Annotated in this window: 8 protein-coding genes; 1 reads left to right on the forward strand and 7 read right to left on the reverse strand. The window is 47.7% G+C overall.

Annotated elements, in window-relative coordinates:
- The first annotated feature begins 72 nt into the window (after positions 1–72).
- Positions 73–4,191: a hybrid sensor histidine kinase/response regulator transcription factor gene (locus P2H89_RS22660; RefSeq protein WP_275831214.1), complete on the forward strand. Its 4,119-nt coding sequence runs from the start codon at positions 73–75 to the stop codon at positions 4,189–4,191.
- A 13-nt stretch (positions 4,192–4,204) separates the two neighbouring features.
- Here P2H89_RS22660 and P2H89_RS22665 read toward each other — a convergent pair whose 3' ends face one another.
- From P2H89_RS22665 to P2H89_RS22695, 7 genes are all read right to left on the reverse strand, one after another.
- Positions 4,205–6,808 carry a beta-glucosidase gene (locus P2H89_RS22665; protein ID WP_275831216.1) on the reverse strand — a complete coding sequence of 868 codons (2,604 nt, stop codon included), beginning with the start codon at positions 6,806–6,808 and terminating at the stop codon, positions 4,205–4,207.
- 121 nt (positions 6,809–6,929) lie between these two features.
- Complete coding sequence (locus tag P2H89_RS22670) at positions 6,930–8,006, reverse strand: esterase (RefSeq protein ID WP_275831218.1); 1,077 nt, start codon at positions 8,004–8,006, stop codon at positions 6,930–6,932.
- A 10-nt stretch (positions 8,007–8,016) separates the two neighbouring features.
- Complete coding sequence (locus P2H89_RS22675; protein ID WP_275831221.1) at positions 8,017–9,177, reverse strand: esterase; 1,161 nt, start codon at positions 9,175–9,177, stop codon at positions 8,017–8,019.
- A gap of 258 nt (positions 9,178–9,435) precedes the next feature.
- Positions 9,436–10,740 carry a glycosyl hydrolase family 8 gene (locus tag P2H89_RS22680; protein WP_275831223.1) on the reverse strand — a complete coding sequence of 435 codons (1,305 nt, stop codon included), beginning with the start codon at positions 10,738–10,740 and terminating at the stop codon, positions 9,436–9,438.
- Between the two features lie 164 nt (positions 10,741–10,904).
- Entirely contained in the window at positions 10,905–13,577 is a 2,673-nt protein-coding gene (locus P2H89_RS22685) for a c-type cytochrome (protein WP_275831225.1), read from the reverse strand.
- Positions 13,578–13,600: 23 nt separating this feature from the next.
- On the reverse strand, positions 13,601–14,338 hold the full coding sequence (locus P2H89_RS22690; RefSeq protein ID WP_275831227.1) for a ThuA domain-containing protein: 738 nt from the start codon (positions 14,336–14,338) through the stop codon (positions 13,601–13,603).
- Positions 14,339–15,722: 1,384 nt separating this feature from the next.
- The gene (locus tag P2H89_RS22695; RefSeq protein WP_275831228.1) at positions 15,723–16,493 is read right to left on the reverse strand and encodes a DUF3050 domain-containing protein; all 771 of its coding nucleotides are present in this window, start codon (positions 16,491–16,493) and stop codon (positions 15,723–15,725) included.
- Positions 16,494–16,764: the final 271 nt, after the last annotated feature.

Here is a 16,764-nt window from a genome sequence, read left to right on the forward strand (position 1 = left end):
TGTTCGGAATTGTTGTCAAGCCTACAATTAATTGCATTTTGCACATACGTGCTATCCTATACATTGCCTGTCATGAAACATATACCCTTCTTTATCCTTTGCCTGGCTGCCTGGGGTAGCTATGCGCAGCCAAAACATATTGATTTCACCTCCATAACGGTCAAAGACGGCCTATTATCCAACTCCATATTTGCCATACTGAAAGACAGGCATGGATTGATGTGGTTTGCCACCACCGACGGGCTCAATAAATATGACGGAACCAACTTTACCGTTTACCGGAATATTCCGGACGACAGTACCAGCCTGCGGGCCAATGAGATACTGGCTTTACACGAAGACAAGGCGGGCAAATTGTGGCTGGGCACCGGGGGAGGCGGTTTGAGCCTGTATAACCGGCAAAAAAATACCTTCGAGCACTTTACCTTCAATGCTGCCGGACTAACCAGCAATGCCGTAATTAAAAGCATTTGCAGTGATTACCGGGGCAGGTTGTGGATAGCAGCGTACGCAAGATTATATGTAATGGACACCGCACTCAGGTCGGTGTCGGAAGTATTTCTTCCCGATGCCAACGGAAACCCTTTAAAAACAGTCGTGGAATCCGTTTTTGAAGACAGTAAGCACCGCATCTGGATCGGCACCTACCATGGCCTCTTTCGCTATTCCATGGAAACTAATTCGTTCAGGCGTTTTATACACCAGGAGGGAGATGCTTCCAGCCTGGGTGATCAGCATGTACGCGTTATAGCAGAAGACAAGTCAGGAACTATCTGGGTGGGCACAGTAAACGGACTGAGCAAACTGCTGCCGGATGAACAACACTTTTTCACTTACCGTCATATACCCGGCAATGCTGCCTCCCTGACCGACAACGGGGTCAATTGCATTACCGCAGATGATGATGGCCTTTTATGGATAGGGACCAGGAACGGGCTGAATGCGCTCCATATCGCTACCGGAAAATTGTCTACGTATACTAAGGACGACGGAAATATTTACAGCTTCACCGGCAAATCGATCAGCTGTGCCTGGTTCGACAAAGAGGGCATTTACTGGTTCGGTACGTTCATGCGGGGTATCAACAAATATGATAAAAACATCAACCTGTTTGGCCTGAAACTCTCCGGCACCTTCAATAAGAACGGCGGAGCCTCTCTGATCGTCACGGGTTTTGCGGAGGACACACAAGGAAAAGTGTATGTGGCTACTTATGATGGCGGATTGTACGAATTCGACCACCGGACCGGCCGGGTGCGGCCGATCGAAATAAAATTGAATGGAAAACCGGCAGGGCCACTCACCATCATGGCGCTGCACAGGGGACCTGCCAACCGGTTATTGATCGGTACGTATGGAAAAGGCGTGATCGTTCTAAATACCAACACCGGCCAAACCATGCAAATAATGGCGGGCAATGCATCCGCAAGTCTGTATGCCCATGATGTTCACTGTATCGGGGAAGATAGCAAAGGCAACACCTGGATAGGCACCAATGGTGCGGGTATACATGTTGTGCATGATGATAAAGTGGTGGTTACCTATAGCCCTACCCCTTCGGGCCCGCGCGAACGCCTGTTGCCCATCAACGGTTATATAAGGGCTATCGTGGAGGATACTGATAAAAATATCTGGATCGGTACGCATGGAGGCGGACTGGCCATTTATCACCCCGTTACCGACACCTGGACGATCTACAGTCAAAGCAATAGCCAGCTGCCCAGTAACAAAATACAATCGCTGCTTTGCGACAGGCGCGGAACCATGTGGGTAGGGACAGACGGAGGAGGATTGTCATTCTTCGACAAACAACGCCAGCAATTTACCCGCTACACGGAAAAAGACGGACTTCAAAACACGACCATCTATCAGCTCGTTGAAGACATGCGCGGGCAACTTTGGCTCAGCACCAATACCGGCATTAGCAGTATGGATCCGGTAGCCCGGAGGTTCAGGAATTTTACGCATCATAACGGCATTCAGCACAGCAACTTTTTTCATGGGTCCGGCATACGGTTGACCGATGGGGAAATGCTGTTTGGCGGACTGGAGGGTATCAATTATTTCCATCCCGACGCATTAACGATCAACCGCAACGTTCCTAAGGTGCTTTTAACCGACCTGAGAATTTCGAATAAATCGGTCATGGCGGAAACCGATGCCCCTATCAAAGAACATATTTCGATAGCGAATGAGATCAGGCTCGATTACAAGCAAAACTTTGCGCTCAGCTTTGTTGCACTGAACTATACGTTGGCCAAACAAAACCAGTACGCTTACCGGCTGGAAGGACTCGAAAAGGACTGGAACTACACGGGCACAAATAATACCGCTTCGTATACCAACCTGGACCCAGGCACTTATACATTCCACGTAAAAGCCAGTAATAATGATGGGGTGTGGAATACGGCCGAATCCCGGATCAAAATATATGTGAGGCCTCCATTCTGGCGCACCACGGCGGCCTATGTCTTTTACATCCTGGCCCTGGGCGGGCTGATATTGTATAGCCGTTATCGAGTTCTGACAGCGCTTCGAAAGAAACTTGCCCGCGAACAGGAAGCACAACAGTCAAAACGCCTGCAGGAACTGGACCGCCTCAAGCTGAAATTCCTCACCAACCTGAGCCATGACTTCAGGACGCCTATTTCTCTTATCTCGGGTCCCGTAGAACAATTGATCGATGCCGAAAAAACGACCGCCAAACTGGACAAGCTTTATCTTATCCGGCGAAATTCGAAAAGACTACTCAACCTCGTGAACCAGTTGCTGGATTTCAGAAAGCTGGAAGAGCAGGAACTGAAATTGCAGCTTGCACCCGGTGAGTTCGTTTCATTTGTTAAAGAAGTCTCGGAATCATTCCGGGACCTCTCTGAAAGAAAACATATTAACTTCTCGTTCAGCAGTACGCTGCAGCACGTCGAAGTGCTCTTTGATCATGACAAGGTAGAGCGCATTCTCTTCAATCTATTGTCCAATGCTTTTAAGTTTACCCTGGAGGGCGGTCATATCAGCGTAGTACTGGAAGAGGCCCCTGAACGGAATGATGGCAAGCATAAATGGGTAACGCTGAAAGTGACAGATTCCGGCATTGGCATGCCGAAAGAAACGTTTGACAAGATCTATGATCGCTTTTTTCAACATGATGCTTCCACGACTATTCTTAATTATGGTACCGGTATTGGCCTGTCCATCACCAGGGAGTTCGTCAACATGCACGGGGGGATCATTCACGTTGAAAGCGAGCCTGATCAGGGAAGCACTTTTACCATTCACCTTCCACTTATTATTGCCAGCGAAAGTATGGTAACCTCACCTCCACCCGCTCCGGCAGCCGGAAAAGCAGTTTCCCCTAAAAGCGTAAGTGAGCCGGCAAATAAAAAAGGTTTACCCATCATTTTGCTCGTAGAAGACAATGATGATTTCAGATTCTATTTAAAAGACAACCTGGCAGATGACCATATGGTGATTGAAGCAGAAAACGGGAAAGTGGGCTGGCAGAAAGCACTGGCACATCATCCCCAGCTGATCATTAGTGATATCAGCATGCCTAAAGTGAACGGCATTGAGATGGTCAACAAATTAAAGGCTGATAAAAGGACCAGCCATATCCCCATCATACTACTTACTGCGCTTAATGATCAGCAGCAACAGGTCAACGGGCTTGCAACCGGAGCCAATGACTATATTACCAAGCCGTTTGATTTCGAAGTACTCCAGGCCAAAATAAGGAGCCTCCTCGAACTGAACAGTGCTATGAAAAGCACTTATATTAAACAGATTTCGCTTAAAACACCGGACGTCCGGATCGATTCGTCGGACGAGATCATGCTGCAGAAGATAGTCCTGTTTCTCGAACAGAACATCAATAACCCGCAGCTTTCTGTAGAAGGCCTGAGCAAGCAGTTTGGTATGAGCAGAAGTACCCTGTACACAAAATTGCTTCAGATTACGGGTCAGACGCCCGTAGAATATATTCGTTCATTCCGGCTGGAAAAGGCGGCCGTTCTCATGGAGAAGAGCAATATGACCATTGCGGAGATTGCTTACCACGTAGGTTTTACGACGCCCAATTATTTTGCCCGGTCATTCAAACATAAATTCGGCATTCTGCCGTCTGAATATGTCGCCAGCCAGCGAAAAGAAAACCGGGGAGATAATGGAAAGGTGTATACCCGGGAATCTGAATAATGCAACGAATCTTTTAGGGCAGGCTGACAATTGCCCGTACACTGCTTCCGCTTTTATCAGCAGCAGGCGTTGGTTGCCGTCCACCAACAGCAAGTGTTGCTTTCCCTTTTGCCCGGAAAGGGTTTCCCTGGTCGTCAAGCAGGTACAAATCTTCGAGGCGAAGAGTAAACTGTACTTGTTTACGTTCTCCCTTTTTAAGAAAAATGCGTTGAAAGCCTTTCAAAGAGTGAAGCGGCGATCCATTGCCGGGCATGGTTACATACAACTGAACCACTTCCTCCCCATCCCTGTTGCCCGTATTGGTAACGGTTGCCGAAACCGTCATCGTTTGCTTCCAGGTTACCTTTATTTGCTGGTAGCGGAACGTTGTATAACTGAGGCCATACCCAAATTCGTATAATGGTTTTCCCTTGAAATACCGGTAAGTGCGTCCTTTCATCGAGTAATCTCCGAAGGGCGGCAGATCGCTATCGTTGTTGTAAAAAGTAACAGGCAAGCGGCCAGCGGGATTGTAGTCACCAAACAATACGTCGGCGATAGCCGTACCCGCCGATTGACCGCCGTACCAGGCATTGAGGATGGCAGGCAGGTTTGCTGCTTCCCAGGGTATGGCGATAGCGCTGCCCGTCATCATCGCAAAGATCACGGGCTTACCGGTTGATCGAAGCGATTTGAGCAAGGCGGTTTGCACGGATGGTAATGCGATGGTTGTTCTGTCACCTCCCAGGAAACCCGGGTAATCTACGCGCATTTCCTCCCCTTCCAGTTGGGGCGATATGCCGCCGGCAAATACAATGACGTCTGCGTCCTTCACCCGGTCGGCCAGCGCCTGGAAGTCTGTCTTGGCAAAATGACCTGCTTTTAACTGCACGGATGCTTTTCCGCCGATCTGATGATACTCAACCACCAGGCGGTAAGTTGTGTTGGCCGTGGTGGATAGTTTATAGGTTCGGGCGCCCCACCTGTTACGTGTCCACGCGTTGATGACTTCCCGTCCGTCCACCAGAAAGCGGTATCCGTCGTCGGCATTCAATTCAAAAGTGATCTCGCCGGTCTCCAGCGCTTTGAAGTCGGTGCTATACCTGGCCGAAAAATCGTAGGCTTTCAATGTATCGATCACGAGCTGTCCTTCCTGCCAGCTGTTATCAATACTTTTTTCTAGTCTCGTGGCTATCGGGGTTCCTTTTAATTCTTTGTTGGTGAAGTATTCCGCAAAGAAACCTGCCTGACCCCGCCAGCTGCACTGCGCGTCGACATTGCTGTATTGCAGCAGCGTATCATTGGTAAAGTTGATCGCCTTTTCATACACGACCTGGGTTTGGCTGCCTGCTTTGCTCCTGATGCCCTGCAGCATGGTAACCGTTTCCGAAGGAGTTCCGTTATAGTTGCCCAGTACTGCAATGGCATTGTCGGCATTGGGGCCTATAACAGCAATCTTGCGAAGGTCTTTTTTCAAGGGCAACAGGTTGTTCTCATTCCTGAGCAACACAACAGATTGCTGTGCCATTTTGAGCGCATGCGCCTTGTGCGCTGCCTGCTCAAGAACAGTGACCGGCGTTTGGGCATATTTTACCATAGCAGGCGGGTCGAACATACCCAGGCGGAAGCGGATCAGGAAAAGTCGTTTCACAGACAGATCTATCTGTCCTTCGCTGATCTTTCCATGTTTCACCGCCTGCACCAGCGATTGATAGGCGTCGGTGCCGCATTCCACATCCGTTCCATGCAATACGGCGTCGGCGGAGGCATCTTCCGCATCCTTGTGCGTCTTGTGATTTTTGAAGAAGTCGTCGATGGCCCAGCAGTCGGAGGTGACGTAGCCGGTAAAGTTCCATTGCTTGCGCAGGATATCGATCATCAACTGGTCGCTGCCGCAACAGGGTTGTGTTTTGAATGCGTTATAGGCACACATCACGCCGGCTACGCCGGTTTGGGTAACGAGTTGCTTAAAAGCTGGCAAATAAGTATTCCAAAGATCATGATCACTGGGCGAGAAATTATCAACATGCCGGGACGGCTCGGGACCACTGTGTACGGCATAATGCTTGGCGCAGGCTGCCGCCTTCAGGTAATGCGGATCGTTGCCCTGTAGTCCACGCACAAAGGCTGTTCCCATCATGGCAGTGAGAAAAGGATCTTCGCCATAGGTCTCCTGGCCCCTCCCCCATCGGGGATCGCGAAAGATATTGATATTGGGCGTCCAGTAGGTTAAGCCCACATAACGTTGTCCTGTTTGACCTCTCTCATTAGCCAGGTTGTAAACAGCCCTGCCTTCATCGGCCGCGTAGCCGGCCATTAATTTGATAGACGTGGTATCGAAGGTGGCTGCCATACCGATGGCCTGCGGGAATACCGTTACCCGGTAGGGAGTTCTGGCTACGCCGTGCAGCACTTCGTTCCACCAGTCGTATGCCGGGATACCCAGCCTGGGGATGGCGGGTGCGGCGTTCAGCATTTGCCCCACCTTTTCTTCGAGGGTAAGGCGGCTTACGAGGTCGTTGACCCGTTCTTCGAAGGGGCGGGCCGTGTTCTGGAAAGGGTACCGGGCTTGTGAATATGCCGGCGAAATAGAAAAGATGCAAACGACCAGTAATAGGATTGTGATCCCTTGTTTCATTATGATGGTTTTAACGGGGGAAGAAGCTGGTGATTATTTGCCTATGTTTTCAGGGAGCCGGAGCGGCATTTGAATGGATATCGATGGTGAATGTAAAGGTTAATCCGACATTTAACAGGCATTATTTAAATATTTCCTGGAGCGTCGTGGCAAGGAATTGCTTACAATTCATCCAGGTATGTCCGCCCGGAACGATATAACTTTTTACACGGATATGCTTCTCATTGAACAAGGCGATATTCTTTTTCACGCTTTCAAATAAAAAATCTTCCGTCCCAACGCTGATGGTAAAAAGCCTGAGCTGCTTATTGACCCTCTCAACGGGAGGCGACCAGTTGAAAAAATTCCGTTGAAACTCTTCCGTAGCGGTGTAGGGCGCATAAGCGGCTATATAAGCGAACTTATCGGTATTGGTGAGGCCAATATTCAGTGTTTGCCCGCCACCAACGGAGAAGCCGGCAATGGCCCGTCCCCGGCTATCAGCCTGCACCGGATAATTTGACTCGATAAAGGGAATAATATCATTGATCATGTCTTTCGTAAATTCAGGCATAGGCCGGGGCCTCACATTGGCATAAGGCATCACGATGATCATGGGTTCTGCCAGTTTACGCGCAATAAGGTTGTCTGCTATGAAATGAGCCTTTCCTACTTTGGTCCAGGTTTCCTCTGTATCAGACCCTCCGTGGATTAAATAGAGCACTGGATATTTTTTAGCGCCAGTACGATTGAACCCCGGCGGGGTATATACAAGAAGCGTACGCGTACTGTCAAGGGTTTTTGACCGGTAATAACGATAGCTTACTTTTCCGTGCGGCACATTTTCCATAGCATGGATCAACGGCTGGTCTCCGGGAACGTCAACAATACTGCGCTTGAATCGCTCGTTGGCAAACAGGTAGACATTATTGGGATCTGCCAGTTCAACCTGATCCACTACAAAACTATAAGGATAAATATCCGGCTTTACCGGTGCAACGGTCACACTCCATATACCCGCAGTATCTTTAGTCATAACAACCGGCGATGTCAGAAATTCCCCTTTCACCAAAACCGACTGTGCGTTGCGCGAATAATACCGGAACGTGATGCTGTGGTCGGCATTCACTTCCGGCGATTGAAGAGAAGGCGGCCTTTGGGCGGATGCAGAGATAACCGCCAACAGCAAGCCCGGCAATAAGTAAAACCATAGTTTCATAGTATAGGTTTTATTGAAACAGTAATTGTGCAGTGGCAATAAGATACTTACGAGTATTCATCCAGGTATGCCCACCATCGGTAATCAGGCTGTTAAAGCGAACATTTTTTGATCGCAGGAAATCCATGAATCCGATGGTCGGCTTGTACAGGAAATCGTCTGTGCCCACACTGATCCAAAACAATTTCAGCATCCTGTTCGTATTATCGGGCGTTTCATAAATGGATGGAAAGCTACGTTCCATTTCGGGTGTCGACAAGTAGGATGCATAAGAACATACCCAGGCAAACTGATCCAGATTTCCAAAGGCAGTTCTCAACGTTTGCCCCCCGCCGCGCGAAAAGCCACCAATTGCCCTGTTGTTCCTGCCTGGAATGGTGCGATAGTTACTTTCTACATACGGGATCACTTGCTTCATCAGATCGTTCTCGAAATTCTTTGCCCGTACGATCGCGTCTGCCCCTTCCCTATTGGAAGGGTCGGCCGGTTTGATGCCGCCTTTTTGCTCAGCCATCCTGGCTTCTATATTGCCGTAAGGCATTACAACGATCATGGGTTTCGCCTTGCCTGCAGCGATCAGGTTATCGAGGATAAAATTTGCCCTCCCCACCTTAAACCAGGTTTCTTCCGTATCGGTCGTCCCACTGATCAGGTAATACACTGGAAAATGAACAGCGGTTTGCTTATCGTATCCGGGGGGAGTATAGATGACCAGGGTACCGGTAGTGCCGGCCAGAGAAGGATAATATTCATACGTAACAGCACCATGCGGCACGTCGCGCAGGGAATGTATCAAAGCCGTATCGCCGGGAATGTCCACGAGGCTGGCTTTAAATCGCTCGTTTGGGAAAAAAGAAACATTGGCCGGATCCATCACAGTAATACCGTCCACTAAAAAACTATACGGATAGATATCAGGAGAAACCGGGCCAACCCTCACCCGCCAGATGCCCGAACTGTCTTTTACCATGGGCACGGGCGCCTTTTCAAATTGCGCACTTAACTTAACCTCTTTGGCGGCAGGGGCGAGATAGCGAAAGGTGACGCTTTTATCAGCATGTATGTCGGGCGATATCACCAATGGCCCCCTGGGTGGCTGGCCTGCAACGCTCCCGCAAAAGCTCAGTATTACACTGTTCATCAGCAGAAGAGAAAGTAATCTTTTAAACATGATGCGTTAGTTTTAGTTTAGTGGCAACAGCGATGCCGCAAGGCCGTATATTGCTCATTGATCAATAAAGGCTTCCCTGTCTTCAGCAACAACAGGTTGTTGGAAAAATCCTGGTCATTGCGCACGAGGCCCACATCGATGCGCGGAACTGCTTCTACTTTCTGGTTGTCTGCCAGGTATATTAACTTCAGATACCAGGCACCTGTGTTGGCCGCTTAATCGGCCGTTATCGTTGTTATTCTCATATATTGCTCTCCCCTACTTTGACGGTTCTATAAGCTGGTATTTTCCGCTCAGGTGCAGCAGACTGAACAAATACAGTAGTCCATCATAATAAGGATCGAAATAGCCGTCTTCGTATGGCTCCAGTTTGGCATTCCAGATGGCTTGCACAAAATCCCAGCTGTTTTTTTCCCTGTTGATCAGCGAGGCAGTTGCTGCCGTGGATACCAAACCAATAGAATGCCTGAGCTTTTTTACACTGCCTGCCTGGAGGATAAAATCTGGTCTTGTGCCATCTACATTAAACTGATCTTCGTAGCTGTCGATACCTTTAGAGCGGAGAAAATCCTGAAAGCGCCTGGCGTAATCTTCCTGCCAGCGCTTATCCTTACCAAACCATACATAGTCCATGGCGATGTTCATAGGCACCCGCCAGGAGTCGTACCGGAAACCAGGCGGCATCCAGGGCGTGGGATGCGGCTCGCCGCTGAACTCAGTATAATCTGAAGTAAGTCCGGTAACCGGATGACAGGCCCTGCGCAAAAACGCCCGTGAAGTATCTGCACAGTCCTTGTAGAACTGCTCATGGCCGTCTTTGGCATACAGGGCCCATACTTCATAGAAGGCTGGTAAATGATAAGAAGGGTCCGTCCAGGTATAGTTGCGCCCTTCGGGCACAAAAGTGATTTGCTTGTATTCGGTATTGATGAGCGGGTAAATATTGCCGGTTCCGTCTTTTTTCCACATGGCATCCAATATCCTCCTGGCCTCGTTATAATAATGAATGCCGGTATTGTTGCCCCACCGATTAGCCGCAAATAAAAGACTGGTGATATAATACAGCTCCCCATCCGACGCCGAGCCTTCTGAATTCTTTTTGAGCGTTTGCGGGTTGATGCTCCAGGCAAAATAACCTTCGCGTGGGCCAGACTGGTGCTGCAGGTATTTTTTAGACCAGCGCCAGATGCGGTCAAATACTTCTTTCTTGTTCAATTGTAAGGCGATCATCATTCCATAGGAAAGTCCTTCCGTTCTGGCGTCATGGTTTTTCACATCGGATACATAGCCCATGGAATCACCTGCTTCAAAGTATACCCTTTTGGGACCTTCGAATATATCGTAATAAGCTGTCTCAATTTTCTTGTCAATGGCGGCCTGTCCATACCCCGCTTCCCGGAAGAGGTTGCGATAAGTGACAGACTTCAAGGCTCGTTGCTGTGAGGCCCCGTTGGGCTTTTGGGATGGCCCCTTCAGCGTATTAGGCCCCAGGGCAAACAGCACCAGTAAAATGGGCACGCATGTTACCAAACGATCCCCGGAGGGGAATAGTAAATACTTCATTGCTAATTGATCATTAAAATAAAATGATGCCTTCACTAAAAATACTTTCTATTTAATACAATCATTACACGTAGGTTCAATTTGAGACAATTGGAACAAGGACAGGGAGCAAACAAAACCTACGGTTCATGGCGATACAGGCGGAAGTATAAGCTCCCGCCTGTTTATTTCCCCTTCTCCAACGACTTGATCCATTGGGCGATTTGTGTTAAGTCACTTACCGGCACATGCGTCATGGGAGGCATTTTGGTATCATAGCCAGGCCAGTTGGCCGGGTTGGGCTTTTGGATCAGTTGCATAATTTGCGCTACAGAGTATTTCCTGGTAGCTACTTCCTGGTAAGAGGGCCCAACCAATTTATTGGAGGATTGATGACAGGCAAGGCAGGTATATTTTTGCAATAGCGGTGCCACTGATGCATAATCAGCCTTTTTGGCCTGAACGGTTGTTTTACCGGCAGGCTTTTTACCGCTTACCATAGCGGCTTTTCCAGGGGGTGCGGCAGTAACTTTAGTAGAAGCGGCGCTATCTGCCACCGGCTTTGCCATGGCGGCAGTTGGTTTGCCGGTTTCCAGTTCTTCCAATGTCCATAGGGCTGTTCTATTTTCATATTGTTTTCGAATCATAGCCACTTCAGGAATAGAAACAAAGGGCGATGTTGTATCTCCCGGCCTGCGGAAACGGCGGCCAGCGTTTCCAAACTCATAACGTACATAGTTTACTACAGAAGCCACCCAATCATCTGAATTGGCGCTCAGTGAGGGCATCACGGATGGGTATTCTTTTCCTTCAACAGGTCCCTGCAAACCATGCAATATGATCTTTACCAGCAGTGCTTTCTCTGCGTTCATTCTCTTGGAATCGGTGAGAACCGGCGCAGCCAGGGCGCTGGAGCCTGCTACTGCTAATCCTTTGCCACCTGCACCATGGCAGGTAACGCACAGGGTGTTAAATACACTTGAACCGGCTAAGATCGATTTTCTTTCCTCCACAGGCAGGGTTCCCAGCCTGTTTCCATAGGTCCTGATATCATTATTCCGGTCCATCGCCTTTTGTGCAGCGGGGAATAGATCATTGGATGTATTGGCAGCCAGCAACTCCCCTGCAAGCGATGCGCTCCTGGCGGTTTTAGTGTTATAAGTCGATAAGAATAATTGTAAGCGTACATCATACGAAGGGTCGCCCTTTAGCGCGGCGAGCGTTGCGATCACCTCGTCTTCCTCCTTTCTAAGGTATGGTTCGCTTAAAATAACAGCAGCTTTCCTCATTTGTGGATGCTCATCCTTCAATGCTGTATAAATAATATCACGATCGATTGCATCCAGGCCTTCCAGTGTCCATAGGGCATGCAAGCGGGCAAGGTGTGAAGGTTTTGCCCCCAACGATCCCTGCTCCCCTTGTACAATTTGTTTTAATGCGGGTACAACAGATTGATCACCCAGCAAAACGATCTGCTTTTGTGCATTATCTCTCCACCAGCCATTCTTATGATCAAGGTAGGTGACCAGTTTAGCGGCAGGTTCATCCAGCATATGCGGCTTTTCAGTCTGGGTATAGCCATCATAAACCAGCCGGTAGATCCTGCCGTGCCCGGTATTTTTTGCCATTCCCATAGCATCTATTTTCTTGCGGAGAAATGACCCGGGCCTCGTCCAGTTACCTTGCTGAATGATGCCGCGATGCATATCGACGATATACAGGTTCCCATCAGGTCCTGTATAAGAATTCACCGGCCTGAAGTTCATATCTGTAGAAGCGATAAACTCCTGGCGGTAATAGGCATTTTGCACCATGATCTTTCCTTTTACGTCCATGACCTTTGCACGGCGGATGATCCTGGCTACCGGCTCGCAAAGTATATAATCGCCCGGGAGGTCCTGCGGCAGTTTGTTTCCCCGGTAAATGGATTGTCCGCATACGCCGGTAAAGTGATTTAGCGTGCTATCGGCCCGTAAGCGCATTAAACCTCCCTGCACATCGGGTGTTGAAATAATGGGCCACACCTGCTGAAATTCATTGCTGAACTGATCGGGCATATCCAGTGCGCCATAGGTTGGATTCATCTGTACCCGTACAAGGGGCGATTCACCGCCGGCGCTGGTGAGAAATAACCGGCCATAGTTATCATGCGTTACCCCCCACTGCCCGCCGGGGCCCGAATACAGGGTGTCGGCCTCCAGCATGCCATTCCTATACCGAAAACGTACCGGATCGTATGTCAGGTATATGTAGTTGTCAAGGTTCCAGTCGAGCCCACTACGCTGATGTTCCATGTTGGCATCCAACAGCCGGTAACCTACTTGTTGAAATACTGTCCTTTTCTGATCGGCTTTCCCGTCTCCATCCGTATCCTTATAGGCATTGATGGTGATGGTATTTGTTTCGTTGACGAGCAATTCGTGGTTCACGCAAAGGATCATCCTTGGCAGCAATAAGCTATCGATGAATACGCTACTCTTATCCATTTTGCCATCATTGTTGGTATCCTCGAGTAAGGAAATACGGCTCACATTTATCTGTTCACCTTTAGCATCGGCATCCAACATATAGGTGAGCATTTCGGCTACATACATTTTTGCATTGCCATCCCAGGCAATGGCTACAGGCTCTTTGATCATCGGTTCACTCGCTACCAGTTCGAGATGGTAGCCGGCAGGGAGGTTAAATGTTTTTAAACTCGCTGCAGGGTCCAGATAATCAACGGACGGAGTGGAATCAAAAAAGCGGGTAGGATAAGGATTAGTTGCCAGCGTTTGAAGGGAGCTTTTTGATACGCCACAATTGTATATGATCACACTTGCCAGCAGCAAACCGGAAATGATATACGTTTTTTTCATAGTAACAATAAATGAATATTCAATTATTTTGTGGCCATCACATATTTAATGGCTCCCAATACATGTTGCAGGTATAAAGGGTCCTCCCACGATTTATTGTCGTGCCCCAAAGCGGTATAAAAACTTCTTCCGCCATCAAAATCATGATACCACGCCATCGGGTGATTGTCTCCATGGCCTCCACCCGTATAGGTGCTTTCGTCGATGGTAATTAGCATATGCAGATCTGTCCCGATCCATTTAAAATTATACAGTTCGTCAAAGCGTTTCCACGCTTTTGGGAGATGCGCCGTAGCTATATTAGTAGTATCCACCACGTTGAATACAGCCTCCTGTGGCCTGGGGTGATTTTTAAAATAGGCGCCGTTCAGTTCTCCAAACCATGGCCAGTCATATTCTGTATCTGCTGATGAATGCAATCCCAGGTAGCCGCCACCTCCCTGTATAAACTGTTTAAATGCCTGCTGTTGCTGTTCGTTCAGCACATTGCCGGTTGTACACAAAAAGACCACCGCAGCATATTGCTGCAGGTTTTCCGCGGTATAGACGTCTGCATTTTCCGTGGTATCTACACCAAACCTGTTTCTTTTGCCCAGCTCGATTATCCATTTTTTCCCTGCTTCAATAGAAGAGGTATGGCGGAAGCCAGCGGTTTTACTGAAAACCAGTATTTTCTTTTGTTTCTGCACGTTATAGCCGCTCAAACTGACTACTGCCGGCAGCAATAAAAAAAGGAATAATGATGATTTGAACTTATTCATTGAATGCAATCGTTAAAAATTGATGTGGAAGGAGAATGGCAGAATAAATATCTGGTAAAAACAGATCAACTCTTAGTAGGCGGAGTGCTGATAAACATTTGTACTATACATTCCGTCATTTGTTCCATCGCCCTACTAACAAGCTGCCCCACCTATGGACAACATTTGAGCTCTTTTTTTGGAGTTAACTGCAGGATTTCGTATATTTTAATAGGTGTTTTCTACTCCACGATATGTTTTTTGCACGGGCGCTTCTGCCCATTCTCCACTACGGTTGAATCGGTTTTGAGGTACGGTCGGGCTACCCTCCTGGTACGGTTGTGATACGGTCATGATACGGTCGGGACCACTCCTTACCCACGACTTTATCAGGGCCAGATCAGGGCCAGCTATGGGGTTGAGCAGGGAATGATCCGGACGGGATCAGACAGCTTATAGGGAAATAGCTTTACCCGTAACCAGTTTATGCCGGGACAACTTTACAGCCGGCATTGCCGGAAGCTGTCGCATGGGCGGCGCATGCAGGTTCAACCGCCAGAATACGGCCTCCATAGAGACTACGGCTTGTCAATGAAAAGACAGGTGTTTTAGGCAATATCCAGGTAGTGGATAAGGTATTTTCCGAGCTGGCTTATTGAGCCGCTAATGCGCTTGCAGGGAATGGTATCACACGGGGCACCAAATATCCCAAAACGGGAATAAAAGGTGGCCGCTACTTGCTCGTTAGTGTATTGGTATCTTGGGAAGTTTAAATGAAAATGATCGACACCGGCATTCTGACGTTAGACTAACTATCAACGCCACAAGTAGCCAATCATTCACAGTATTGCGGCTATAATTCATTTACGCCAACGGCTGATATGACTTAAATTTAATCCATTGTACATCCATTGCAATCAAACCTTACCTATGGCAAAGTTTCATTTAATATCCTTGCTATTGTGCGTAGCTCTCCAGGACGTTTACAGCCAACAACTCGACAGCCTATCGGGATGGAGAATCTACAAACTTGTAGATCGGAAGGCCAATGAATCTTCGGAGGATACGCTAACACACCTATGCAGCCGCCCCCTTCCCTATCAAATGGTGAATAGTTTTGTAAGTAAAATGAATACGCTAAAAACAGATAAACCCTTACCTCTAATAAGCGCGTTTCTATTAAGTTTCCAAGACGCTAATGGCAAGCCAGTGAAAGTAATAGTAAGTGGAGGCGGGGATTATATTTTTGTCAGACGATTTCAAAAATATTATGCTATTCCGGGATCCATTCGACAGGACTGGTACTAACCATTGCAGAATTGGTAAAAGCAAGCCATTTGAAGGCCGCGGCTCTTTGATGACCACCGAAACCGTCTACTGGTGGGAACTTGCAAAAGGAACGCCATTAATTACCAAAACCGCTACTTATAGCATCCCATAATTTTATACGATGCAACAGGGCATTCTTTACCGCATCAGTTGACTCTTGCCATTTTGCAGATTCAGTTCCATTAAGTTCTTCCGTCATTTTATAAGCTAGCTGAGAATGGTGCTCACCATCAACTTCGATATGTCGTTCAAGGTAATACTTTAACGTGCCAAAACGGTCGCTGGATTGTTTGTTCAATTCACGTACGAAAGTTATGAACATACCAGGAATGAGATCCTCTCTTCCAAAAGTAAAAACAGCTGCCTGAACATGGGGCTTATTATTATTTACTACAGCAAAAGTACTTTTAACGAAGCCAGCTGCAGCCAGTGGAACATTTGAAACACGAAGGCTTTCTACCACAGGTTCCTTTTCTTTCAAACAATCAACAAACTTATTGATAACATTAAGGTTGCACCCTATTTCATGCATGGCTTGCAAGTATAACTCAAAATGACTCGTACGATTTCCTCCTTCGTCAATATCAGATTCTTCACCCAGTACAATTTCATTGATAAGGTATCTTGTTTGTGGGTTCCCTGTCGGAATCCAAGGAAGTTCTATGCAGGTAAGATTACGCTGAAGTACTTTTAGCAGGGACATAAAATCCCAAACAGCAAAAACATGGTACTCCATGAATGTTTTCAGCCGTTCAACGGTGTTGACTTTAGCATATACGGGATGTTCAATAAGCTGTTGGCGTATGGGTTCAATTTCACGCCTCATTAGGTTCAGGTATTCGCTCATGAATTATATTAAAGTCGGCAAAGATATCTAATAATTGCCCACATTCACTCTCTTTTCGACCACATCGGCAGTTACAATTCCCCAAAATGTTAGCACCAATGTTATGTGAACTGTTATAATTAATGAAATTTAGATTCGAACATTGCAAATCCTTTTTAGTTTGTGTGCAATAAATATTAAAGCTTCTGTTGCGTTTTATACAAGGTACTCATATAACAATCAGCAATTCATCGAACTGGATACTACGTACTACTATGGCACCGATATCAAT

It is taken from the genome of Paraflavitalea sp. CAU 1676, from assembly GCF_029223285.1.
Lineage (GTDB): Bacteria > Bacteroidota > Bacteroidia > Chitinophagales > Chitinophagaceae > Paraflavitalea.

Coding starts and splice junctions, on each gene's coding strand:
- P2H89_RS22670 (WP_275831218.1), bottom strand. CDS start 8,006: ATGAAACTATGGTTTTACTTATTGCCGGGCTTGCTGTTGGCGGTTATC.
- P2H89_RS22680 (WP_275831223.1), bottom strand. CDS start 10,740: ATGAAGTATTTACTATTCCCCTCCGGGGATCGTTTGGTAACATGCGTG.
- P2H89_RS22690 (WP_275831227.1), bottom strand. CDS start 14,338: ATGAATAAGTTCAAATCATCATTATTCCTTTTTTTATTGCTGCCGGCA.
- P2H89_RS22660 (WP_275831214.1), top strand. CDS start 73: ATGAAACATATACCCTTCTTTATCCTTTGCCTGGCTGCCTGGGGTAGC.
- P2H89_RS22685 (WP_275831225.1), bottom strand. CDS start 13,577: ATGAAAAAAACGTATATCATTTCCGGTTTGCTGCTGGCAAGTGTGATC.
- P2H89_RS22675 (WP_275831221.1), bottom strand. CDS start 9,177: ATGTTTAAAAGATTACTTTCTCTTCTGCTGATGAACAGTGTAATACTG.
- P2H89_RS22665 (WP_275831216.1), bottom strand. CDS start 6,808: ATGAAACAAGGGATCACAATCCTATTACTGGTCGTTTGCATCTTTTCT.
- P2H89_RS22695 (WP_275831228.1), bottom strand. CDS start 16,493: ATGAGCGAATACCTGAACCTAATGAGGCGTGAAATTGAACCCATACGC.